The 18,300-nt window shown below is 58.8% G+C and carries 20 protein-coding genes; 17 read left to right on the top strand and 3 right to left on the bottom strand.

The annotated features are described in order from the left end of the window. Positions 1-39: 39 nt before the first annotated feature. Together AACR93_RS17520 and ubiU are read right to left on the bottom strand one after the other, a co-directional pair. Positions 40-912 carry a U32 family peptidase gene (locus AACR93_RS17520; protein ID WP_043851499.1) on the bottom strand — a complete coding sequence of 291 codons (873 nt, stop codon included), beginning with the start codon at positions 910-912 and terminating at the stop codon, positions 40-42. A 13-nt stretch (positions 913-925) separates the two neighbouring features. Next, positions 926-1,921, bottom strand: a complete 996-nt coding sequence (gene ubiU, locus AACR93_RS17515) for a ubiquinone anaerobic biosynthesis protein UbiU (RefSeq protein ID WP_041207411.1) — start codon at positions 1,919-1,921, stop codon at positions 926-928. 189 nt (positions 1,922-2,110) lie between these two features. Here ubiU and ubiT point away from each other — a divergent pair, with 189 nt between their 5' ends. Next, positions 2,111-2,644, top strand: coding sequence for a ubiquinone anaerobic biosynthesis accessory factor UbiT (gene ubiT, locus AACR93_RS17510; RefSeq protein WP_082044149.1), 534 nt, complete (start codon positions 2,111-2,113; stop codon positions 2,642-2,644). On the opposite strand, the gene AACR93_RS17505 is transcribed toward ubiT, so the two are convergent. Continuing rightward, positions 2,597-3,013, bottom strand: a complete 417-nt coding sequence (locus AACR93_RS17505; RefSeq protein WP_043851497.1) for a hypothetical protein — start codon at positions 3,011-3,013, stop codon at positions 2,597-2,599. The two genes, ubiT and AACR93_RS17505, sit on opposite strands and share 48 nt — an antisense overlap. 186 nt (positions 3,014-3,199) lie before the next feature. Between AACR93_RS17505 and trmJ the strand changes: the two genes are divergently transcribed. The 16 genes from trmJ to hisS all read left to right on the top strand — a co-directional run bounded on the left by trmJ (position 3,200) and on the right by hisS (position 18,297). Then, positions 3,200-3,925 carry a tRNA (cytosine(32)/uridine(32)-2'-O)-methyltransferase TrmJ gene (trmJ, locus tag AACR93_RS17500; RefSeq protein ID WP_043851496.1) on the top strand — a complete coding sequence of 242 codons (726 nt, stop codon included), beginning with the start codon at positions 3,200-3,202 and terminating at the stop codon, positions 3,923-3,925. Positions 3,926-4,018: 93 nt separating this feature from the next. After that, the gene (iscR, locus tag AACR93_RS17495; RefSeq protein ID WP_041207415.1) at positions 4,019-4,522 is read left to right on the top strand and encodes a Fe-S cluster assembly transcriptional regulator IscR; all 504 of its coding nucleotides are present in this window, start codon (positions 4,019-4,021) and stop codon (positions 4,520-4,522) included. A 53-nt stretch (positions 4,523-4,575) separates the two neighbouring features. Continuing rightward, positions 4,576-5,790 carry an IscS subfamily cysteine desulfurase gene (locus AACR93_RS17490; protein ID WP_043851495.1) on the top strand — a complete coding sequence of 405 codons (1,215 nt, stop codon included), beginning with the start codon at positions 4,576-4,578 and terminating at the stop codon, positions 5,788-5,790. A 37-nt stretch (positions 5,791-5,827) separates the two neighbouring features. Beyond that, positions 5,828-6,211: a Fe-S cluster assembly scaffold IscU gene (gene iscU / locus AACR93_RS17485; protein WP_033114498.1), complete on the top strand. Its 384-nt coding sequence runs from the start codon at positions 5,828-5,830 to the stop codon at positions 6,209-6,211. A 15-nt stretch (positions 6,212-6,226) separates the two neighbouring features. Further along, positions 6,227-6,550 carry an iron-sulfur cluster assembly protein IscA gene (iscA, locus tag AACR93_RS17480; protein WP_041207418.1) on the top strand — a complete coding sequence of 108 codons (324 nt, stop codon included), beginning with the start codon at positions 6,227-6,229 and terminating at the stop codon, positions 6,548-6,550. 9 nt (positions 6,551-6,559) lie between these two features. Beyond that, positions 6,560-7,078 carry a co-chaperone HscB gene (gene hscB, locus AACR93_RS17475; protein ID WP_043851494.1) on the top strand — a complete coding sequence of 173 codons (519 nt, stop codon included), beginning with the start codon at positions 6,560-6,562 and terminating at the stop codon, positions 7,076-7,078. Positions 7,079-7,106: 28 nt separating this feature from the next. Next, complete coding sequence (hscA, locus tag AACR93_RS17470) at positions 7,107-8,954, top strand: Fe-S protein assembly chaperone HscA (protein WP_043851493.1); 1,848 nt, start codon at positions 7,107-7,109, stop codon at positions 8,952-8,954. A 1-nt stretch (position 8,955) separates the two neighbouring features. After that, complete coding sequence (fdx, locus tag AACR93_RS17465; RefSeq protein ID WP_033114502.1) at positions 8,956-9,294, top strand: ISC system 2Fe-2S type ferredoxin; 339 nt, start codon at positions 8,956-8,958, stop codon at positions 9,292-9,294. A 150-nt stretch (positions 9,295-9,444) separates the two neighbouring features. Further along, a complete protein-coding gene (gene pepB / locus AACR93_RS17460) occupies positions 9,445-10,749 on the top strand; it encodes an aminopeptidase PepB (protein WP_043851492.1) in 1,305 nt (434 codons plus the stop codon). After that, entirely contained in the window at positions 10,746-12,029 is a 1,284-nt protein-coding gene (pepB, locus tag AACR93_RS17455; protein WP_043851491.1) for an aminopeptidase PepB, read from the top strand. Before pepB (AACR93_RS17460) ends, pepB (AACR93_RS17455) begins: the two co-directional genes overlap by 4 nt. A 267-nt stretch (positions 12,030-12,296) precedes the next feature. After that, positions 12,297-12,725 carry a nucleoside-diphosphate kinase gene (ndk, locus tag AACR93_RS17450; protein WP_041207423.1) on the top strand — a complete coding sequence of 143 codons (429 nt, stop codon included), beginning with the start codon at positions 12,297-12,299 and terminating at the stop codon, positions 12,723-12,725. 168 nt (positions 12,726-12,893) lie between these two features. Continuing rightward, entirely contained in the window at positions 12,894-13,997 is a 1,104-nt protein-coding gene (locus AACR93_RS17445; RefSeq protein WP_043851490.1) for a bifunctional tRNA (adenosine(37)-C2)-methyltransferase TrmG/ribosomal RNA large subunit methyltransferase RlmN, read from the top strand. Between the two features lie 11 nt (positions 13,998-14,008). Further along, positions 14,009-14,800: a PilW family type IVa pilus biogenesis/stability lipoprotein TapF gene (gene tapF / locus AACR93_RS17440; protein ID WP_104014527.1), complete on the top strand. Its 792-nt coding sequence runs from the start codon at positions 14,009-14,011 to the stop codon at positions 14,798-14,800. Next, positions 14,790-15,755, top strand: coding sequence for a cytoskeleton protein RodZ (gene rodZ / locus AACR93_RS17435; RefSeq protein WP_043851489.1), 966 nt, complete (start codon positions 14,790-14,792; stop codon positions 15,753-15,755). Before tapF ends, rodZ begins: the two co-directional genes overlap by 11 nt. 10 nt (positions 15,756-15,765) lie before the next feature. Further along, complete coding sequence (gene ispG / locus AACR93_RS17430; protein WP_033114509.1) at positions 15,766-16,881, top strand: flavodoxin-dependent (E)-4-hydroxy-3-methylbut-2-enyl-diphosphate synthase; 1,116 nt, start codon at positions 15,766-15,768, stop codon at positions 16,879-16,881. 138 nt (positions 16,882-17,019) lie between these two features. Further along, complete coding sequence (gene hisS, locus AACR93_RS17425) at positions 17,020-18,297, top strand: histidine--tRNA ligase (RefSeq protein WP_033114510.1); 1,278 nt, start codon at positions 17,020-17,022, stop codon at positions 18,295-18,297. Positions 18,298-18,300 lie beyond the last annotated feature (3 nt).

The raw sequence follows: 18,300 nt of genomic DNA, 5'->3' as shown, positions 1-18,300 counted from the left end.
CCTCATTGCGAGGCCTTTTTGTTTTTGCGTGGTTTGCGTTTATTCCACCAGGCTCATGCCGGGGATCTGGCGCCAGTAGCCGTTGCACTCGCTCCCCTTGTGCAGGGGGAGGGGCGCGTCACCTTGCTGGTTGGCCTTGAAGCGAGCCAGCATCTCCAGCGTCTCCATTCCTTGTGGGGAGAGACGTACCACATCCACCAGACCTGCCATCCCGGCCAGATCATTGCCCAGGTTATAGCAGTAACCGGACTGGGTCTGGATACCGTTGAGGTTGAAGACGCGCTGCCCCTCGCGGCTGTTGGCCAGCCGTCCGGTGGGGTAGTTGATGCAGGCGAGTTCGCAGTTGTCTTTCGGCTTGTCGAGAGAGCGGGCGGTGAAGCAGCGTGCCGAGTAGGCGAGCGGCAGGTGGCCGTAGGCGAACACCTCTACTTCGAACTGCTGGCGCGTCGCCCCCAGATCCTGCTCAAGCTGTACCAGCCAGTCCCGTGAAAGCTCCACCGGCATGACCCAGCGCTTCATCCCCTGTTTGAGCAGCATGCGCAACACATCGGCATTGTAGGCGTTGATGGCCGGGCCACAGACAAATGGAAGGTTCGCTTCATGGGCAAGCTGGACTGTGCCCAGATCGTTGGCTTCGACCATCAGATCGCCATTGTCGACCAGCCGTTTCACCTCTTTCAGCTCGGAGGGGGCAGAGATGAGCGCCAGTGTCGATAGCACCACCTGCTTGCCGGAGCTCGCCACTTCGCGGGCGAGGGAGATCCAGTCATCGACTTTCAGTTCGCGTCGCTTGCTGCAGACAGTTTCCCCGAGATAGACGATATCTGCTTCGCTTTGGGCTGCGGCGCGGTAAAAGGCTTCGGTATCAGCTTTGGGCCAGTAGAAGAGCAGGGGCCCGAGAGAGAAGTTCATGGATAGGGGCTCCTTATTGCCACTGACGATGATAGGCGCCAAGGGTAGTCTGGCTACCTTCGGAAACACGGGCGAGCTGGGCATCCCATTCGGCTTTGACCTGATAGGCCTCGGGATTGGCCTGATAGGCGTCGATGGCGGCGCGCCAGACCCGGGTTACTTGCTCCACGTAGGCAGGGCTGCGCTGACGACCCTCAATCTTGACCGACTGGATACCGGTCTGGAACAGCTCGGGCAAGAGGCCCAGGGTATTGAGACTGGTGGGCTCCTCCAGCGCGTGGTAGGTCTGGCCATCCACTTCGAAACGCCCCTTGCACAGGGTCGGGTAGCCGGCATTTTCGCCCGGGCCGTAGCGGTCGATCAGCACCTCGTTGAGCCGTGATTCGAGGCCGTTCGGGGTCTCTTCCCAGCGCACGAATTTGGCCGGCGAGCAGGCGCCGACGGTATTGGGGCTTTCGCCGGTCATGTAGGAGGAGAGGTAGCAGCGTCCCTCGGCCATGATGCAGAGACTGCCAAAGGCAAAGACTTCAAGGCCGACATCGGTCTCGCGGGCCAGCTGTTTCACCTGATGCATGGAGAGCACCCGTGGCAGCACCACCCGTTTGACATTGAACTGCTGCTGATAGAAGCGGATTGCGGCAGCATTGGTGGCGCTGGCCTGCACCGAGACATGCAGCTCCATGTCGGGATAACGGCGGCTGGCATAATCGAGCACGGCAAGATCGGCGATGATGAGAGCATCGGCACCGAGAGCTACCCCGCGGTCGACCGCCTGCTTCCAGCGAGCATCGGCACCAGGATGGGCGAAGGTATTGATGGCGATATGAAGTTTGCGATCATGCTGATGCACATAATCTACCGCCTTCTCCAGCTTGCTGTCGGTAAAGTTGAGACCGGCAAAGTGGCGGGCATTGGTGTCATCCTTGAAACCGATATAAACGGCATCGGCCCCGTTATCCACGGCGGTTTTCAGTGCCGGCAAACTGCCTGCCGGACAGAGTAATTCCATTGGTACGCTCCGAGAGTGCATATGAAGGGCAAACGAGCCCTGATTGTATGCACCGCCGCCCCTTGGCTTTTTGACCTGAGGCAGCTTTGTGTGGCTTTCCCTTATCAACCCAACTCTGCACAAGTTTGATTTCCAACAGGATCTTGCCGGCATCACTGTGCTTGAATGCGCAAAACAAAGGAGTCCATCGTGTTTCAACAACTGCAACGTCGCCTGGTCGAGCAGGCGCCCCGTCTCTTGCGTCATCCGCTCAAGCTGGTTCCCTTCAATCTGCAAAAGCAGCTGATGGAGAGCTTGCTGGCACGGGTATTCAAGGAAGCCATCGCGGACGGCGATTTCGAGTTCCTGGCAGACAAGTGGCTGAAAGTAGAGGTCACCGACCTGGGGCTCTGCTGGTATATCAGCGAGCAGAGCGGTCAACTGGTCGTGGCAAAAAGCTGCGAGCAGGCCGATGTCTGTTTTAGCGGCACTGCCAATGATCTGATCCTGATTGCTGGCCGCAAGGAGGATCCTGACGCGCTCTTCTTCCAGCGCAAGCTGAAGATTGAAGGGGATACCGAGTTGGGACTGGAAGTGAAAAACCTGATGGACAGCCTGGACATCGATGGGCTGCCGGTGCTGATGAAGTACCCCCTGATGGATCTGGCCACCTTTATCGAGCAGGCTCGCACTGAATCAGCGCAGACTCCGGTTCAGACGGCGGCGGGCGGGATCCCGTCGTAAGTGAATCGTCACGCCGTGGGCATGGCGGCGGTAACGGTGCCGTGCCCAAAGGCAGTGACAAGCCCATAGGCAAGGCACCAGCGCCAGCAGGACTTGTGGCGTCGGCAGCTGCGCCATGGCCAGTCCCAGCGCGAGCCAGACAAAGGGTTGGGCTTCATAAAGCCATTCCGGTTGTAACCAGCGTTTGGTGGGAAAGATGATGAGGTCGGTGCGCCGATAACTGGAGCGCATCATCCAGGTGACTGCGCCAGCGATATATAAGAGTGCACCCGCAAACCAGAGCAGGGGCTGGTTACCGAGGGTGATAATGGCAGTGGCCGCCAGCAGATAGAGGCTGGGCAATTTCTCGTAGATAAACGGAGGCAGCATAGCCGGATCTCTCCCGTGAACAATTCTACGTATCCATTAAGTCTAGTTTTTCCTCCTCCTTGCCTCATGCCGGTTTGTTATACCAACGCCCGCTTTTGTTCTGAAATGGGATGCCTTTAACGGTGCCAAAATAGCGCTCTCTTATGTTATAATTGCGCGCCATTTTTGACTGAAGATTGATTGGGCATGTTGGATCATATTCGTATCGTTTTGGTAAATACCTCTCATACCGGCAACATGGGTTCTGCGGCGCGCGCCATGAAGACCATGGGGCTCACCCAAATGGTACTGGTTGATCCGCAAGCTTTACCTGATGGCAACGCCAACGCCCTTGCAGCAGGTGCCAGCGATATTCTGGCCAATGCCCGTATCGTCCCGACCCTCGATGAAGCCATCGCTGACTGTGGTCTGGTGATTGGCACCAGTGCACGCTCCCGCACTCTGAGCTGGCCTATGCTCGATCCCCGCGAAGCGGGCAAGATGGCGGTAGCCGAAGGGATGAAGCATCCTGTTGCGCTGGTTTTTGGTCGCGAGCGGACTGGCCTGACCAACGATGAACTGCAGAAGTGCCACTACCACGTGGCCATTCCGGCCAATCCCGAATACAGCTCCCTCAACCTGGCCATGGCGGTACAGACCCTCTGTTACGAAGTGCGGATGCACTGGTTGCAGGGGCAGGAAGATGTTGCTGAAGATATGGCTCAGGATTACCCCAGTGCCGAACAGCTGGAGGGGTTTTACCAGCATCTGGAGCAGACGCTGCTCAAGACCGGTTTCATCACCGATGATCATCCGGGGCAGGTGATGAACAAGCTGCGCCGCCTGTTCAACCGGGCTCGTCCGGAGTCGGTTGAGCTCAATATTCTGCGGGGCATTCTTACCTCGGTGCAAAAGACGAGACCGCAGGGCTAAACCTGACTGGATTACTCAACCATATACTTGACTGATTTGGTCGGGTATGTGACTATGTGCCCCATTAAATTGCTTCGCAAGACGGTAAGGCACATGAGACTGACTTCAAAAGGACGTTACGCTGTAACCGCCATGCTCGACGTGGCGCTGCATGCAGAGCAGGGGCCTGTTCCCCTCGCCGATATTTCCGAGCGCCAGGGCATCTCCTTGTCCTATCTCGAGCAGCTGTTTGCCCGCCTGCGCAAACATGGCCTGGTGAGCAGCGTGCGCGGTCCCGGTGGCGGTTATCGCCTCGGTTTGGCCCCTGACGAGATTTCGGTCGGCCAGGTTATCACCGCGGTTGACGAGTCGGTAGATGCCACCAAGTGCCTCGGCAAAGGGGGTTGTCATGGTGGTACCCAGTGCCTGACTCACTCCCTGTGGCGTGATCTGAGCGAGCGGATCTCCAGCTTCCTCGGCGAGATCACACTGGCCGAGCTGGTTCGCCAGGCCGATGTACGCCGGATTGCCGGCAAGCAAGATGAACAGATGAAAAGTGTGTTGTCCCTGATTGAACGGGCAGAACACGGCGATGTGAGCTTGAAAGTCCAACTATAAACGTGCTTTCCACAGCGGGATTCTGTATGACCCGAACTGTGACGGAGAAAAACATGAAACTGCCTATTTACCTTGATTATTCGGCAACCTGTCCGGTGGACCCGCGTGTCGCAGAAAAAATGATGCAGTGTCTCACCATGGATGGCCTGTTTGGCAATCCGGCTTCCCGTTCTCACCGTTTCGGCTGGCAGGCCGAAGAGGCGGTAGATCTGGCCCGTAATCAAGTGGCAGAGCTTATTGGTGCTGACCCGCGCGAGATCGTCTTCACCTCCGGTGCAACCGAGTCTGACAACCTGGCAATCAAGGGTGTTGCCCACTTTTATGCCAGCAAAGGCAAGCACATCATCACCTCCAAGACCGAACACAAAGCGGTGCTCGACACCTGCCGTCAGCTGGAGCGTGAAGGCTTCGAGGTGACCTATCTCGAGCCGATGCCCAACGGCCTCTTTACCCTCGAGATGATCGAGAACGCCATGCGTGACGACACCATTCTGGTCAGCATGATGCACGTGAACAACGAGATCGGCGTGATCCAGGACATCAAAGGGCTGGGCGAGCTGTGCCGCTCCCGCAAGATCCTGCTGCACGTCGATGCTGCCCAGAGCGTGGGCAAGGTCGAGATCGACGTTGAAGCGATGAAGATTGATCTGCTCTCTCTCTCAGCCCACAAAATCTACGGTCCGAAAGGGATTGGTGCGCTCTACGTTCGCCGCAAGCCGCGCGTACGTATCGAAGCCCAGATGCATGGCGGCGGTCACGAGCGCGGCATGCGTTCCGGCACCCTGCCGACTCACCAGATCGTTGGTATGGGTGAAGCCTTCCGTATCGCCAAGGAAGAGATGGCAAGCGAGCACGAGCGCGTGATGACCCTGCGTCAGCGTCTGTGGGATGGCCTGAAAGATATCGAAGCCGTCTACCTCAACGGTGATCTGGAGCAGCGTGTTCCCGGCAACCTCAACGTCAGCTTCGCCTATGTGGAAGGGGAATCCCTCATCATGGCGCTGAAAGATTTGGCGGTCTCTTCCGGTTCTGCCTGTACCTCTGCCAGTCTGGAACCCTCCTACGTGCTGCGTGCGCTGGGTCTGAACGACGAGCTGGCTCACAGCTCCATCCGTTTCAGCATCGGTCGCTTCACCACCGAAGAAGAGATTGACTATGCGGTCAAGCTCATTCGTGACTCCATCGGTCGTCTGCGCGAGATGTCTCCGCTGTGGGAGATGTACAAGGATGGCGTTGATCTGAATACGGTCGAATGGGCTCATCACTGATCACTTCAGTGAGCAACAGAATTAGCAGGAGTTAGATATGGCTTACAGTGAAAAAGTAATCGACCACTACGAAAACCCGCGCAACGTCGGTGGTTTTGACAAGAATGACCCCAGCGTTGCAACCGGCATGGTGGGTGCACCTGCCTGTGGCGACGTGATGAAGCTGCAGCTGAAGATCAGCGAAGAGGGCATCATCGAAGATGCCAAGTTCAAGACCTATGGTTGCGGCTCTGCCATCGCCTCCAGCTCCTTGGTGACCGAATGGGTCAAGGGCAAGACGCTGGACGAAGCGGCCGGCATCAAGAACACCGACATCGCCGAAGAGCTGGCTCTGCCGCCGGTGAAGATCCACTGCTCCATTCTGGCCGAGGATGCCATCAAGGCCGCCATCGCCGATTACAAGCAGAAGAAAGGTCTCTAAGCGCCGGAGAGCAGTATGGCTATTACCATGACAGATGCCGCCGCGGCACGGGTTTCCTCTTTTCTGACCAACCGGGGCAAGGGCATTGGCCTGCGCCTCGGCGTCAAGACCACCGGCTGCTCGGGCCTTGCCTATGTGCTCGAGTTTGTCGATGAGCTGACCGGAGAAGATCAGGTATTCGAGCAGCAGGGCGTCAAGATTATTGTCGATGCCAAGAGCCTCATCCATCTGGATGGCACCGAGCTGGATTTCGTCAAAGAGGGGCTCAACGAGGGCTTCAAATTCAACAACCCCAACGCCAAAGGCGAGTGTGGTTGTGGCGAAAGCTTCAGTGTCTAAGAGGATTGCATGAACCATTTCGAGCTGTTTGGGCTGGTTGAAGGCTTCGAGCTCGACACCCGGCAGCTGGCCGATACCTACCGTCAGCTGCAGACCCAGTTTCATCCCGATCGTTTCGCCACTGCTCCCGAGCGGGAGCAGCTGGCAGCGGTACAGCGTGCCGCCCAGATCAACGACGCATTCACCACCCTCAAGGCGCCGCTGCGCCGTGCCGAATATCTGCTCTCTCTGCGTGGCACCGATATTCGTGGCGAACAGCAAACCCTGCAAGACACGGCTTTTCTGATGCAGCAGCTTGAATGGCGCGAGCGTCTGGCCGATCTGAAAGGTGACGCTAACCCTGAGCGCGCCATCAAGGATTTTCGCAGCGAGATCAGGCATGATCACCAGCTGTTGATGCAGCAGCTGACCGACTCGCTTGCCACTGGCAACGATCCTGTCGCCGCTGACTGCGTTCGCAAACTCAAGTTTGTCGACAAGCTCCTCGAAGAGCTGGAACGATTCGAAGACTCGCTCCTCGAGTCTTGATCCTTTAACGCTGGAAGTCTCATTACCCATGGCATTACTGCAAATCGCCGAACCCGGCCAGAGCGCTGTTCCCCATCAGCACAAGCGTGCCGTCGGCATCGATCTCGGTACCACCAATTCTCTCGTCGCTGCAGTACGCAGCGGTCAGGCCGCCACGCTCAGTGATGAACAGGGGCGCGACCTGCTCCCCTCTGTCGTTCACTATCAGGCGGATGCAATCCGGGTGGGCTTCGATGCCAAGCGTGAAGCGGCGCTCGACCCGCACAATACCATCGTCTCGGTCAAACGGATGATGGGCAAGGCGCTGGCCGATATCGATACCCGCCAGCAGCCTTACCAATTCGTGGCAGCCGACAACGGCATGCCGCAGTTGCAGACCCGTCAGGGGCTGGTCAACCCGGTCCAAGTCTCGGCCGAGATCCTCAAAAAATTGGCCGAGCGCGGCGCCCAGACCCTGGGTGGCGATCTCGATGGCGTGGTCATCACAGTGCCCGCCTATTTTGATGATGCCCAGCGTCAGGGCACCAAGGATGCGGCCCGTCTGGCCGGTCTGCACGTGCTGCGTCTGCTCAACGAGCCGACCGCCGCAGCCATCGCCTATGGCCTCGACTCCGGTCAGGAAGGGGTCATCGCTGTCTATGACCTGGGTGGCGGTACCTTCGATATCTCTATTTTGCGTCTGCACCGCGGTGTATTCGAAGTGATGGCGACCGGCGGTGATTCCGCCCTCGGTGGCGATGATTTCGATCATCTGCTGGCTGACTGGATTAAAGATCAAGCCGGTTTGACCGGCGAGCTGGATGCCCGTCTGCAGCGTGAGTTGCTGGATGTGGCTGCCGCCGTCAAACACGGTCTGACCGATGCCGACAGTGTTCCTTGCACCTTTGCCGGCTGGCAGGGCTCGGTGAGCCGCAGCCAGTTTGATGAGCTCATCGCGCCGCTGGTGAAACGCACTCTACTGGCTTGCCGCCGCGCCCTGCGCGATGCGGGTCTCGAGCAGGTGGAAGTGCTGGAGGTGGTGATGGTGGGCGGCTCCACCCGGGTGCCGCTGGTGCGCGAGATGGTGGGCGAGTTCTTTGGTCGCACGCCGCTCACCAGTATCGATCCCGACAAGGTGGTGGCCATCGGCGCTGCCGTTCAAGCCGATATTCTGGTGGGCAACAAACCAGATGCCGAGATGCTGCTGCTAGACGTCATCCCGCTCTCCCTGGGTCTTGAGACCATGGGTGGCCTCGCCGAGAAGGTGATCCCGCGCAATACCACCATACCGGTGGCCCGCGCCCAGGAGTTCACCACCTTCAAGGATGGTCAGACTGCGATGGCCATCCACGTGGTGCAGGGGGAGCGTGAGCTGGTGGCGGATTGCCGCTCCCTAGCCCGTTTTACCCTGACCGGTATTCCGCCGATGGCCGCCGGTGCCGCCCATATTCGCGTCACTTTCCAGGTGGATGCGGATGGTCTGCTCTCGGTCAGCGCCATGGAGAAATCCTCCGGCGTGCAGGCCGAGATCCAGGTCAAGCCCTCTTACGGGCTGGCAGAGGAGGATATCCTCAACATGCTGAGCGCCTCCATCGAGAATGCCCAGCAGGATATGGATGCCCGCATGCTGGCAGAGCAGCAGGTTGAAGCTGACCGTGTGGTCGAGAGCCTGAATGCCGCGCTGGCTGCCGATGGCGATGCACTGCTCAATGCGACAGAGCGCGCCGAAATCGACGGCGCCATCGCCCATCTGCTGGCCATGCGTCAGTCAGGGAGTACCAACCAAATCAAAGAAGCCATCGAGGCGGCGGATGCTGCCAGTGGCGAGTTTGCAGCCCGCCGGATGGATGCTTCCATTCGCAAGGTGCTGACCGGACAAAACGTCAACAAGGTGTAATATGCCAAAACTGATCATTCTTCCTCATCCCGTGCTCTGTCCGGATGGCGCTGCCCTCGAAGGGGAGAGCGGCGAGACCATTCTGGATGTGGCGCTGCGCAACGGCATCGAGATTGAGCATGCCTGCGAGAAGTCCTGTGCCTGCACCACCTGCCACTGTGTGGTGCGTGAAGGCTTTGACTCCCTCGAGCCGAGCGACGAGCTGGAAGACGACATGCTGGACAAGGCGTGGGGGCTGGAGCCGGAATCCCGCCTCAGCTGCCAGGCCAAACTGGCTGATGAGGATCTGGTGGTGGAGCTGCCCAAGTACACCCTGAACCTCGCCTCTGAACGCCATTAATTACACACAAGTGAATTGCACGTGCAGCATCCATCGGTGCTTCAGTGATATGGTGAAGGCCGTGACCCCTTTGGGGCACGGCCTTTTTTGTATTCGTTCTTACCTGTTTGCGCATTAAAACAGTGCCAGTAAAAAAGGAAGCAAGAGAAGATGGCTGACATGATGAAGGTAGGGTTGTCCACCCAGGCTGCGGCCGCTCACTGGGGCGAGGGTGCCCTGCTCAGTTTCAATGGCGATGAAGCCACTATTCACCTCGGCGCTCTCTCTGTTGAGAAAGAGGTGCTGCGCGCGGTGCAGCGTGCTGCCCGTCGTCTCGAGTCGAGCGGGATCAAGCGGGTTGCGCTGGCCGGTGAAGATTGGGATCTGGAACGTCGCTACGCGTTTGCTCAGGGTTTCTACGCCGCCAAGGGAGCCCGTGAACTGGATTTCGGCCAGCAGAGCGACGCGGATGCCCGCGAGCTGGATGGCTTGCTCAAGGCGACCCGCTGGGTACGCGAGATCACCAATGGCACCCCGGAGGAGATCTACCCCATGAGTCTGGCGGAGTCGGCGCTGCTGCTTATCCGCGGTCTGGCTGGCGACAAGGTGACCGCCCGCATCACGGCCGGTGAAGCGCTGCGCGAGTCGGGCCATATCGGGATCTGGTCGGTGGGCCGTGGCAGCGAGCGCGAGCCGGTGCTGCTAGAGCTTGACTACAACCCGACCGGTGATCGCAACGCCCCGGTCGTTGCTGCGCTGGTGGGCAAGGGGATCACTTTTGACTCCGGTGGCTACTCCATGAAGTCCTCTGACAACATGCTGCCGATGAAGTCCGATATGGGCGGTGCCGCCATGGTGACCGGTGCGCTGGCGCTGGCCATCAGCCGCGGTCTGAATCAGCGGGTGAAGTTGATCCTCTGCTGCGCCGAAAACCTAGTCTCGGGCCACGCATTCAAGCTGGGCGACATCCTCACCTACAAGAACGGCATTTCGGTCGAGATCCAGAATACCGATGCCGAAGGGCGTCTGGTGCTGGCCGATGGCCTGATGGCAGCCTCTGACAGTGGCGCGGCCTATATCCTCGATGCTGCCACCCTGACCGGTGCTGCCAAGATGGCGCTGGGCCGCGACTACAATGCGGTGTTCGCCCTCGATGAAGCCGAGCAGGCTCGCACGTTGGCCGCCGCCAAGGCGGAAAACGAGCAGGCTTGGGCACTGCCGCTGGAGCCCTGGCATGCCGGCCAGCTCACCTCGGCCTTTGCCGATCTGGGCAACGTCGCTTCGGCTGAAGGGACAGCTGGTGCCACTACGGCAGCGGCTTTCCTCTCCCGCTTTGTGCGCGATGAGGGCAAGGGCTGGGTACACCTGGATCTGGCTGCCTCTTACCAGAAAGCGGGCAACGATCTGTGGGCAACCGGTGCCAAGGGCCATGGTCTGCGTACCATCGCCCGCTGGCTGCAGGAGGTGAGCGCATGAACGTCTGGTTGAGCCGGGAATTGGCCCCTGCCGAGTGGGGGGAGGGGGCACTGCTTTCGCACCGCGCCGATGGCATGGTGATCCATCTAACAACGACCAATGCCCTGCTGGATATCCAGCAAGCGGCGCGCCGTCTCTGCCAGCAGGGGATCCAGAAGGTGACGCTGGCTGGCCACTGGGAGCGTGAGCAGCAGTGGGCCTTTGCCCAGGGCTTGCAAACCCCCAAGGCCGAGGTGCAATTGCAGTGGGCCATGTCCTCGGAAGAGGACAGAGAGGAACTGGAAGCACGCTGGCTCTGTGGCCGCTGGGTGCGGGAGATGACCAATGCCACGCCGGAGCAGCTGGGGCCGCTGGAGCTGGCGGTTGAAGCCGCCTCCTTTATTACCGAGTTGGCTCCGGACAAGGTGAGCCACCGCATTCTCAAGGGGGAAGCGCTGCAACAGGCGGGCTGGGTCGGCCTCTATCAGGTCGGCCGTGGCAGCGAGCGCGAGCCGGTGCTGCTGGAGCTCGACTTCAATCCGGGGCGGGACCCCAAGGCGCCGGTGGCAGCGGCTCTGGTAGGCAAGGGGATCACCTTTGACTCAGGTGGCTACTCCATGAAGAGCTCCGAGGGGATGCTCACCATGAAGTGCGACATGGGCGGCGCCGCCATTGTGACCGGCGCATTGGCGCTGGCCATGCTGCGCGGGCTCGACAAGCGGGTGAAGCTCATCCTCTGCTGCGCCGAGAATCTGGTCTCCGGTCACGCCTACAAGTTGGGGGACATCCTCACCTACAAGAACGGCACCACGGTCGAAATTGTGAATACCGATGCTGAGGGGCGGCTGGTGCTGGCGGACGGCCTGCAACTGGCGAGCGAGTCCGGTGCGCCGCTGATCATCGATGCCGCAACCCTGACCGGTGCGGCAGTGATGGCGCTGGGTGGACGTTACAATGCCCTGTTCGGCCTCGACAAGGGGCTGGTGAGCCGGGCCATGGCATACGCAGATGCAGAGCTGGAGCCGGCCTGGCCGTTGCCGCTGGAACCCTGGCACCGCCAGCAGTGTCCTTCCCACTATGCCGACACGGCCAACAGTCGTCCGGTCAAGGGGGGCGGACCGGGTGGCGCCTCCAATGCTGCGGGTTTCCTCTCCCGTTTCGTCGGCAATGAGGGGGAGGGGTGGCTTCACATCGATCTGGCTGCCTGCTTCAGTGACAACGGCGACAGCCTGTGGGCACCAGGGGCCAATACCCTGGGGATGCGTACCATAGCGCGCACGCTGCTGGCAGAAGTACTTTAAGTATGACAAGGCACCTTCGGGTGCCTTTTTAGTGATGGTTGAATAGTGAGCAAAAGATGTCGTTTTGCTGGCTTAAGGAGACTATCGTGCGCAAGCGCACATATTTTCCCGCTCAGCCCGGTCAAGATGAGTATGAATGTTGAATGCAGGGGAGTGATGTTTAATAAAAAGTTGCTTGTTTGTGTGTTTTTCCGGTTTTTGTTTACGTATAATCGCCAGCGAACATGGATTCTAACAATAAAACACTGTAGTTAAGGAAAGATATCAATGGCCATCGAACGTACCTTCTCTATCGTCAAGCCGGATGCTGTCAGCAAGAACCTGATCGGTGCCATCTATAGCCGTTTCGAAAGCGCAGGCTTGAAGGTGGTGGCATCCAAAATGCTGCGGATGAGCAGCGAGCAGGCAGCCGGTTTCTATGCCGAACATCAGGGCAAGCCTTTTTATGACGCACTGGTCAGCTTCATGACTTCCGGCCCCGTTATGGTACAGGTGCTGGAAGGGGAAGATGCCATCCGTCGCAACCGTGAAATCATGGGCGCAACCAACCCGAAAGAGGCGCTGGCCGGTACCCTGCGTGCCTGCTACGCCGAGAGCATCGATCGCAACGCCGTGCACGGCTCCGATGCACCGGCTTCCGCTGCCCGTGAAATTGCTTACTTCTTCTCTGACAACGAGATCTGCCCGCGCGGCTGATTTTCGTGGATGATGACCCAAGGGAGCCTCGGCTCCCTTTGTTGTTTTGGTCGTTCTTCCAATATCCCTCTATTCTCCAGGTGGAAAGCCGCACCCATAATTTGTACAATGCCGCCCCCTGACGTCGTCAGCCAATAATTGATTGAAGTGTTTGAACCGAGGCCATTGATGAGCGAAACAAAAATCAACCTGCTGGATCTTGATCGGGATGCCATGCGTGCCTTCTTCGTCGAACTGGGCGAGAAGCCGTTCCGGGCAGATCAGGTCATGAAGTGGATCTATCACTTTGGTTGTGATGATTTCGATCAGATGACCAACGTCAACAAGGTGCTCAAGGAGCGCCTGAAAGAGATCGCCGAGATCAAGGCGCCCGAGATCAGCCGCGAACAGCGCTCTTCCGATGGCACCATCAAGTGGGCGTTGCAGGTGGGCGATCAGGAAGTAGAGACTGTTTACATCCCGGAAGATGACCGCGCGACCCTCTGCGTCTCCTCCCAGGTGGGCTGTGCACTGGAGTGCAAGTTCTGCTCCACGGCTCAGCAAGGCTTCAACCGCAACCTGAAAGTTTCCGAGATCATCGGTCAGGTGTGGCGTGCGGCCCGTGTCGTGGGTGGCAAGCGCCCCATCACCAACGTGGTGATGATGGGGATGGGTGAGCCGCTGCTCAACCTCGCCAACGTGGTGCCGGCCATGCGCCTGATGATGGATGACTACGGCTTTGGCATCTCCAAGCGTCGCGTCACCATCTCCACCTCCGGTGTGGTGCCGGCGCTCGACATGCTGGGCGACCAGATCGACGTGGCGCTGGCCATCTCTCTGCACGCACCAAACGACAAGTTGCGCTCCGAGATCATGCCGATTAACGACAAATACAACATCGAGGCCTTCCTCGCTGCGGTTCGTCGCTATCTGGGCAAATCCAATGCCAACGGTGGTCGGGTGACCGTCGAGTATGTGCTGCTCGATCATATCAATGACGATATGCAGCATGCTCATGAGCTTGCCAAAACGCTCAAGGATACCCCGAGCAAGATCAACCTGATCCCCTTCAACCCCTTCCCGGGCAACCCCTACGGCAAGCCGAGCAACAGCCGGATCGACCGCTTCTCCAAGGTGCTGATGGAGTACGGTTTCACCGTGATCGTCCGCAAGACCCGTGGTGACGATATCGATGCCGCTTGCGGCCAGCTGGTGGGCGACGTGATTGACCGCACCAAGCGCACCATCAAAAATCGGATGCAACAGGATGGGATTTCCGTCAAAATGGTTTAATTGCTAAGCCATTGTATAGACAGGGAATGGATACACGTACATTGATGGTAGTGGCAGCGCTCAGTGCGCTGCCAGGTTGTGTGACCGAGACCACTTACGCTGGCCAGAATTCCACCCAGCGTGAGTCGGGGCCCGACCTGAAGGCGGCGGCCCAGACCCGCATCGATCTCGGTATTCAATATCTGCAGCAGGGCAATGCCGAACAGGCCAAGTTCAATCTTGATCGCGCCCTCAAATATGACCCCTCCAATCCAGCGGTTCAGATCGGCTTCGCCTATTTCTATCAACAGGTCGGTGATTTCAAGGCGGCAGAGACCAGCTACAAGAACGCCCTGGCCATGGATCCGTCCAATGCTGACGCAATGAACAACTATGGTGCCTTTTTGTGTGACCGCGGCCGCTATGACGAGGCTGACAAGGCGTTCAACCAGGCTGTTATTCAGCCAGGCTACGTGAAAATTGCCGATACCTATGAAAATGCGGCACTTTGCGCCCAGCAAAATCATAGAAATGATAAAGCAAGCGAGTACTATCGCTTGGCCTTGGGGTATAATCCCCGCAACCCAAGGTTATTGCTGGACTTGGCCGAGCTTTCCATGAAAGATGGCAAGCTGCCTGATGTGCAGTCCTACCTCGCCCGTTTTGCAGAAGTGTCAGACGAGAACGAGGACAGTCTCTGGTTGAGATTGCGGCTTGCACAGGCAATGGACAAACCGGCATTACTCCACCAATTCGGGAATGAGCTGGTAAGGCAATATCCCACTTCGCAACAAGCCAAGCGTTATTTAGCCAATGACTACTGAACAGCAACACGATTTTCAAGACGACACCCAGGCAGTGGGCCCAGGCCAGCTGCTGCGCAACGCCCGTGAACAGCTCGGCTGGACACGAGAACAGGTTGCGTCCCGCATTCACCTTCGTCTGACCCTGATTGCCGCTATCGAATCGGATACGTACGACAAGCATACGTCTCATACCTTTATCCGGGGCTATCTGCGCACCTACGCCAAGCTGGTGGGGATCCCGGAGGAGACCATTCTTGCCGCCTATGACAAGCTGGGGCTGACGCCGCCCGACAATATCGACATGCAGAGCTTCTCGCGTCGCTCCCGTCAGCAGGCGAGCGACAGTCGTCTGAAAGTCGTGACCTGGCTGGTGATCCTGGTGCTGATTGCGCTCTCCGTTACCTGGTGGTGGCAGAGTACGACCCGCCGCTCTGCCGGAGATGAGGCGCTGGCCGCGACCGAAATGAGCACAACCGCAGCGCCAACTGCCGACACCGCAACCGTTGCGGTGGCAAATGATGCAACTGCGCCGGCTCAGGATGTCTCTGCCGCGGCAGCTACTATCGTTGCCCCGACTACTACTGTTTCCGACGCGGCTGCCACCCTGGCTCCGGCTTCTGCTGCCGTGGTGTTGACCGACGCCAGCGGCGCCGTCAGCACGGTGGCCGATGTTGCCGCATCCGGTGCCACTGCGACCCAATCTGAAGAGACTGCGGTTGATCCGGCAACTGCGCCGCAACTCAAGATGAGCTTTACCGCCGACTGCTGGCTAGATGTGAAGGATGCCAAGGGCAAGACTCTCTTCAGCGGTCTGAAGAAGGCAAATGACGAGCTGGTACTGGAAGGTGCCGAGCCCCTGAAGTTCATCATTGGCGCGCCGATGGCGGTCAAGCTCGACTATAAGGGCAAGTCCTTTGATATGAGCCGTTACAACAACGGCCGTACTGCCCGCTTCTCACTGCCGCAGGAGTAATCTGTTCGTCATGTCCGCACACGAATCTCCCATTATTCGTCGTAAATCACGGCAGATCATGGTTGGCAATGTACCGGTAGGGGGCGATGCCCCCATTACGGTGCAGACCATGACCAACACCAAGACCACCGATGTCGCCGCCACAGTCGAGCAGATCCAGCGGATTGAGCGGGTCGGTGCCGATATCGTCCGGGTTTCCGTGCCCACTATGGAAGCGGCGGAAGCGTTCAAGCTGATCAAACAGCAGACTCGGATCCCCATCGTTGCCGATATCCATTTTGACTATCGCATCGCCCTGAAAGTGGCCGAGTATGGCGCTGACTGCCTGCGCATCAATCCGGGCAACATCGGCAACGAGCAGCGTGTCCGCTCTGTTGTCGATTGCGCGCGCGACCTCAATATCCCGATCCGTATCGGGGTCAATGGCGGGTCGCTCGAGAAGGATATTCAGGAGAAGTATGGCGAGCCGACCCCGGAGGCACTGGTAGAGTCCGCCATGCGTCACGTCGAGTATCTCGATCGCCTCGATTTCCAGAACTTCAAGGTGAGCGTCAAGGCGTCTGATGTATTCCTCGCCGTGGGCGCCTATCGCCTGCTGGCCAAGCAGATTGAGCAGCCGCTCCATCTGGGCATCACCGAAGCGGGCGGTTTCCGTGCCGGTGCGGTGAAGTCCTCCATTGGTCTTGGCATGCTGCTGGCTGATGGCATCGGCGACACCCTGCGCATCTCGCTGGCGGCTGATCCGGTAGAAGAAGTGAAGGTCGGTTTCGACATCCTCAAATCCCTGCGGATCCGCTCCCGTGGCATCAACTTCATCGCTTGCCCCTCCTGCTCCCGTCAGGAGTTCGACGTCATTGGCACAGTCAATGCGCTGGAAGAGCGGCTCGAAGACATCATCACCCCGATGGATGTCTCCATCATCGGCTGTGTGGTGAACGGGCCGGGCGAAGCGCTGGTTTCAGATCTCGGTCTTGCCGGTGCGGCCAACAAGAGTGCCTTCTACGAAGGGGGCCAGCGCGTTGACCGGCTTGACAACAAGGATCTCATCCCGACCCTTGAGCGCCGCATTCGTGCCCGCGCCGCCATGCTGGACCCGGTTAACCGGATCCTGGTGGACAAGGATTGAACGGACAGGGGCCACTTCGGGTGGCCCTCTTTCCAGGTGACTGATTTTACACCCCGCTTGCGGATTCCCTGATTTTACCTCGGGGGTGAAAATCCCTATAATGCGGCCAAATTTTACCTCTTTTTCTCGAGTATCAACGTGGCAAAACAGATCCAAGCTATTCGCGGTATGAATGATTGCCTGCCGGAGCAGAGCCCGGTATGGCAGAAGGTTGAACAGATCCTGCGCCAGGTCGTTGCCAGCTATGGCTACAGCGAAGTGCGCATGCCGATTGTCGAGCAGACCCATCTGTTCAAGCGCGCCATCGGTGAAGTGACCGACGTGGTCGAAAAAGAGATGTACACCTTTGAAGATCGCAATGGCGACAGCCTGAGCCTGCGTCCGGAAGGGACCGCCAGCTGCGTCCGCGCCGGTATCGAACACGGCCTGCTCTACAACCAGGAGCGCCGGATGTGGTATATGGGCCCTATGTTCCGTCACGAGCGTCCCCAGAAGGGCCGTTATCGCCAGTTCCACCAGTTTGGTGTCGAGCTGTTTGGCATCAACGGGCCGGATATCGACGCCGAGCTCATCATGCTGACCAACCGCCTGTGGCGTCTGTTCGGTATCAGCGAGCATGTGACCCTGCAGCTCAACACTCTGGGCCAGAGCGCCGAGCGTGCCGCTTACCGTGATGCGCTGGTTGCGTATCTGGAGCAGTACAAGGATCAGCTGGACGAAGAGAGCCAGCGCCGCATGTACAGCAACCCGCTGCGAGTGCTCGATTCCAAGGACGAGAAAGTGCAGGCCGTGCTGGTCGGTGCCCCCCGTCTGTTCGACCATCTGGGCGAAGAGAGTCTGGCTCACTTCGAGGGGCTCAAGCGCCTGCTCGACTCTGCCGGCATCAAGTACGAAGTGAACGAGCGTCTGGTACGTGGTCTCGACTACTACAACCTCACCGTATTCGAGTGGGTGACCAACAGTCTGGGTGCCCAGGGCACCGTCTGTGCCGGTGGCCGCTATGACGGTCTGGTGGAGCAGCTGGGTGGTCAGCCGACGCCAGCGGTCGGTTTTGCCATGGGTATGGAGCGTCTGGTGCTGATGCTGGAGACTCTTGAGCTCAACGGCGACATTCGCCCGGCGGTCGATGTCTATCTGGCGATGGTGGGCGAGGGGACCGAGCAGGCTGGCTTCCAGCTGGCCGAGCGTCTGCGTGATGCGCTGCCAGATTTGCGCCTGATGAGCCACTGCGGCGGCGGCAACTTCAAGAAACAACTCAAGCGTGCCGACAAGAGCGGCGCGTCCATCGCCCTGATCCTTGGTGAGACCGAGGTGCAAAACGGGGAGATCACTATCAAATATCTGCGTGGTCAGGCCGAGCAACAGACCGTCAAGGTTGACGCCGCCATTGCCCTGCTGGCAGCCAAAGGAGAGTAAGCT

Origin of the sequence: Aeromonas sp. L_1B5_3, from assembly GCF_963866575.1 — a bacterium.
Taxonomy (GTDB): domain Bacteria; phylum Pseudomonadota; class Gammaproteobacteria; order Enterobacterales; family Aeromonadaceae; genus Aeromonas; species Aeromonas jandaei.
This window is presented reverse-complemented; position numbering and strand designations above follow the sequence as displayed.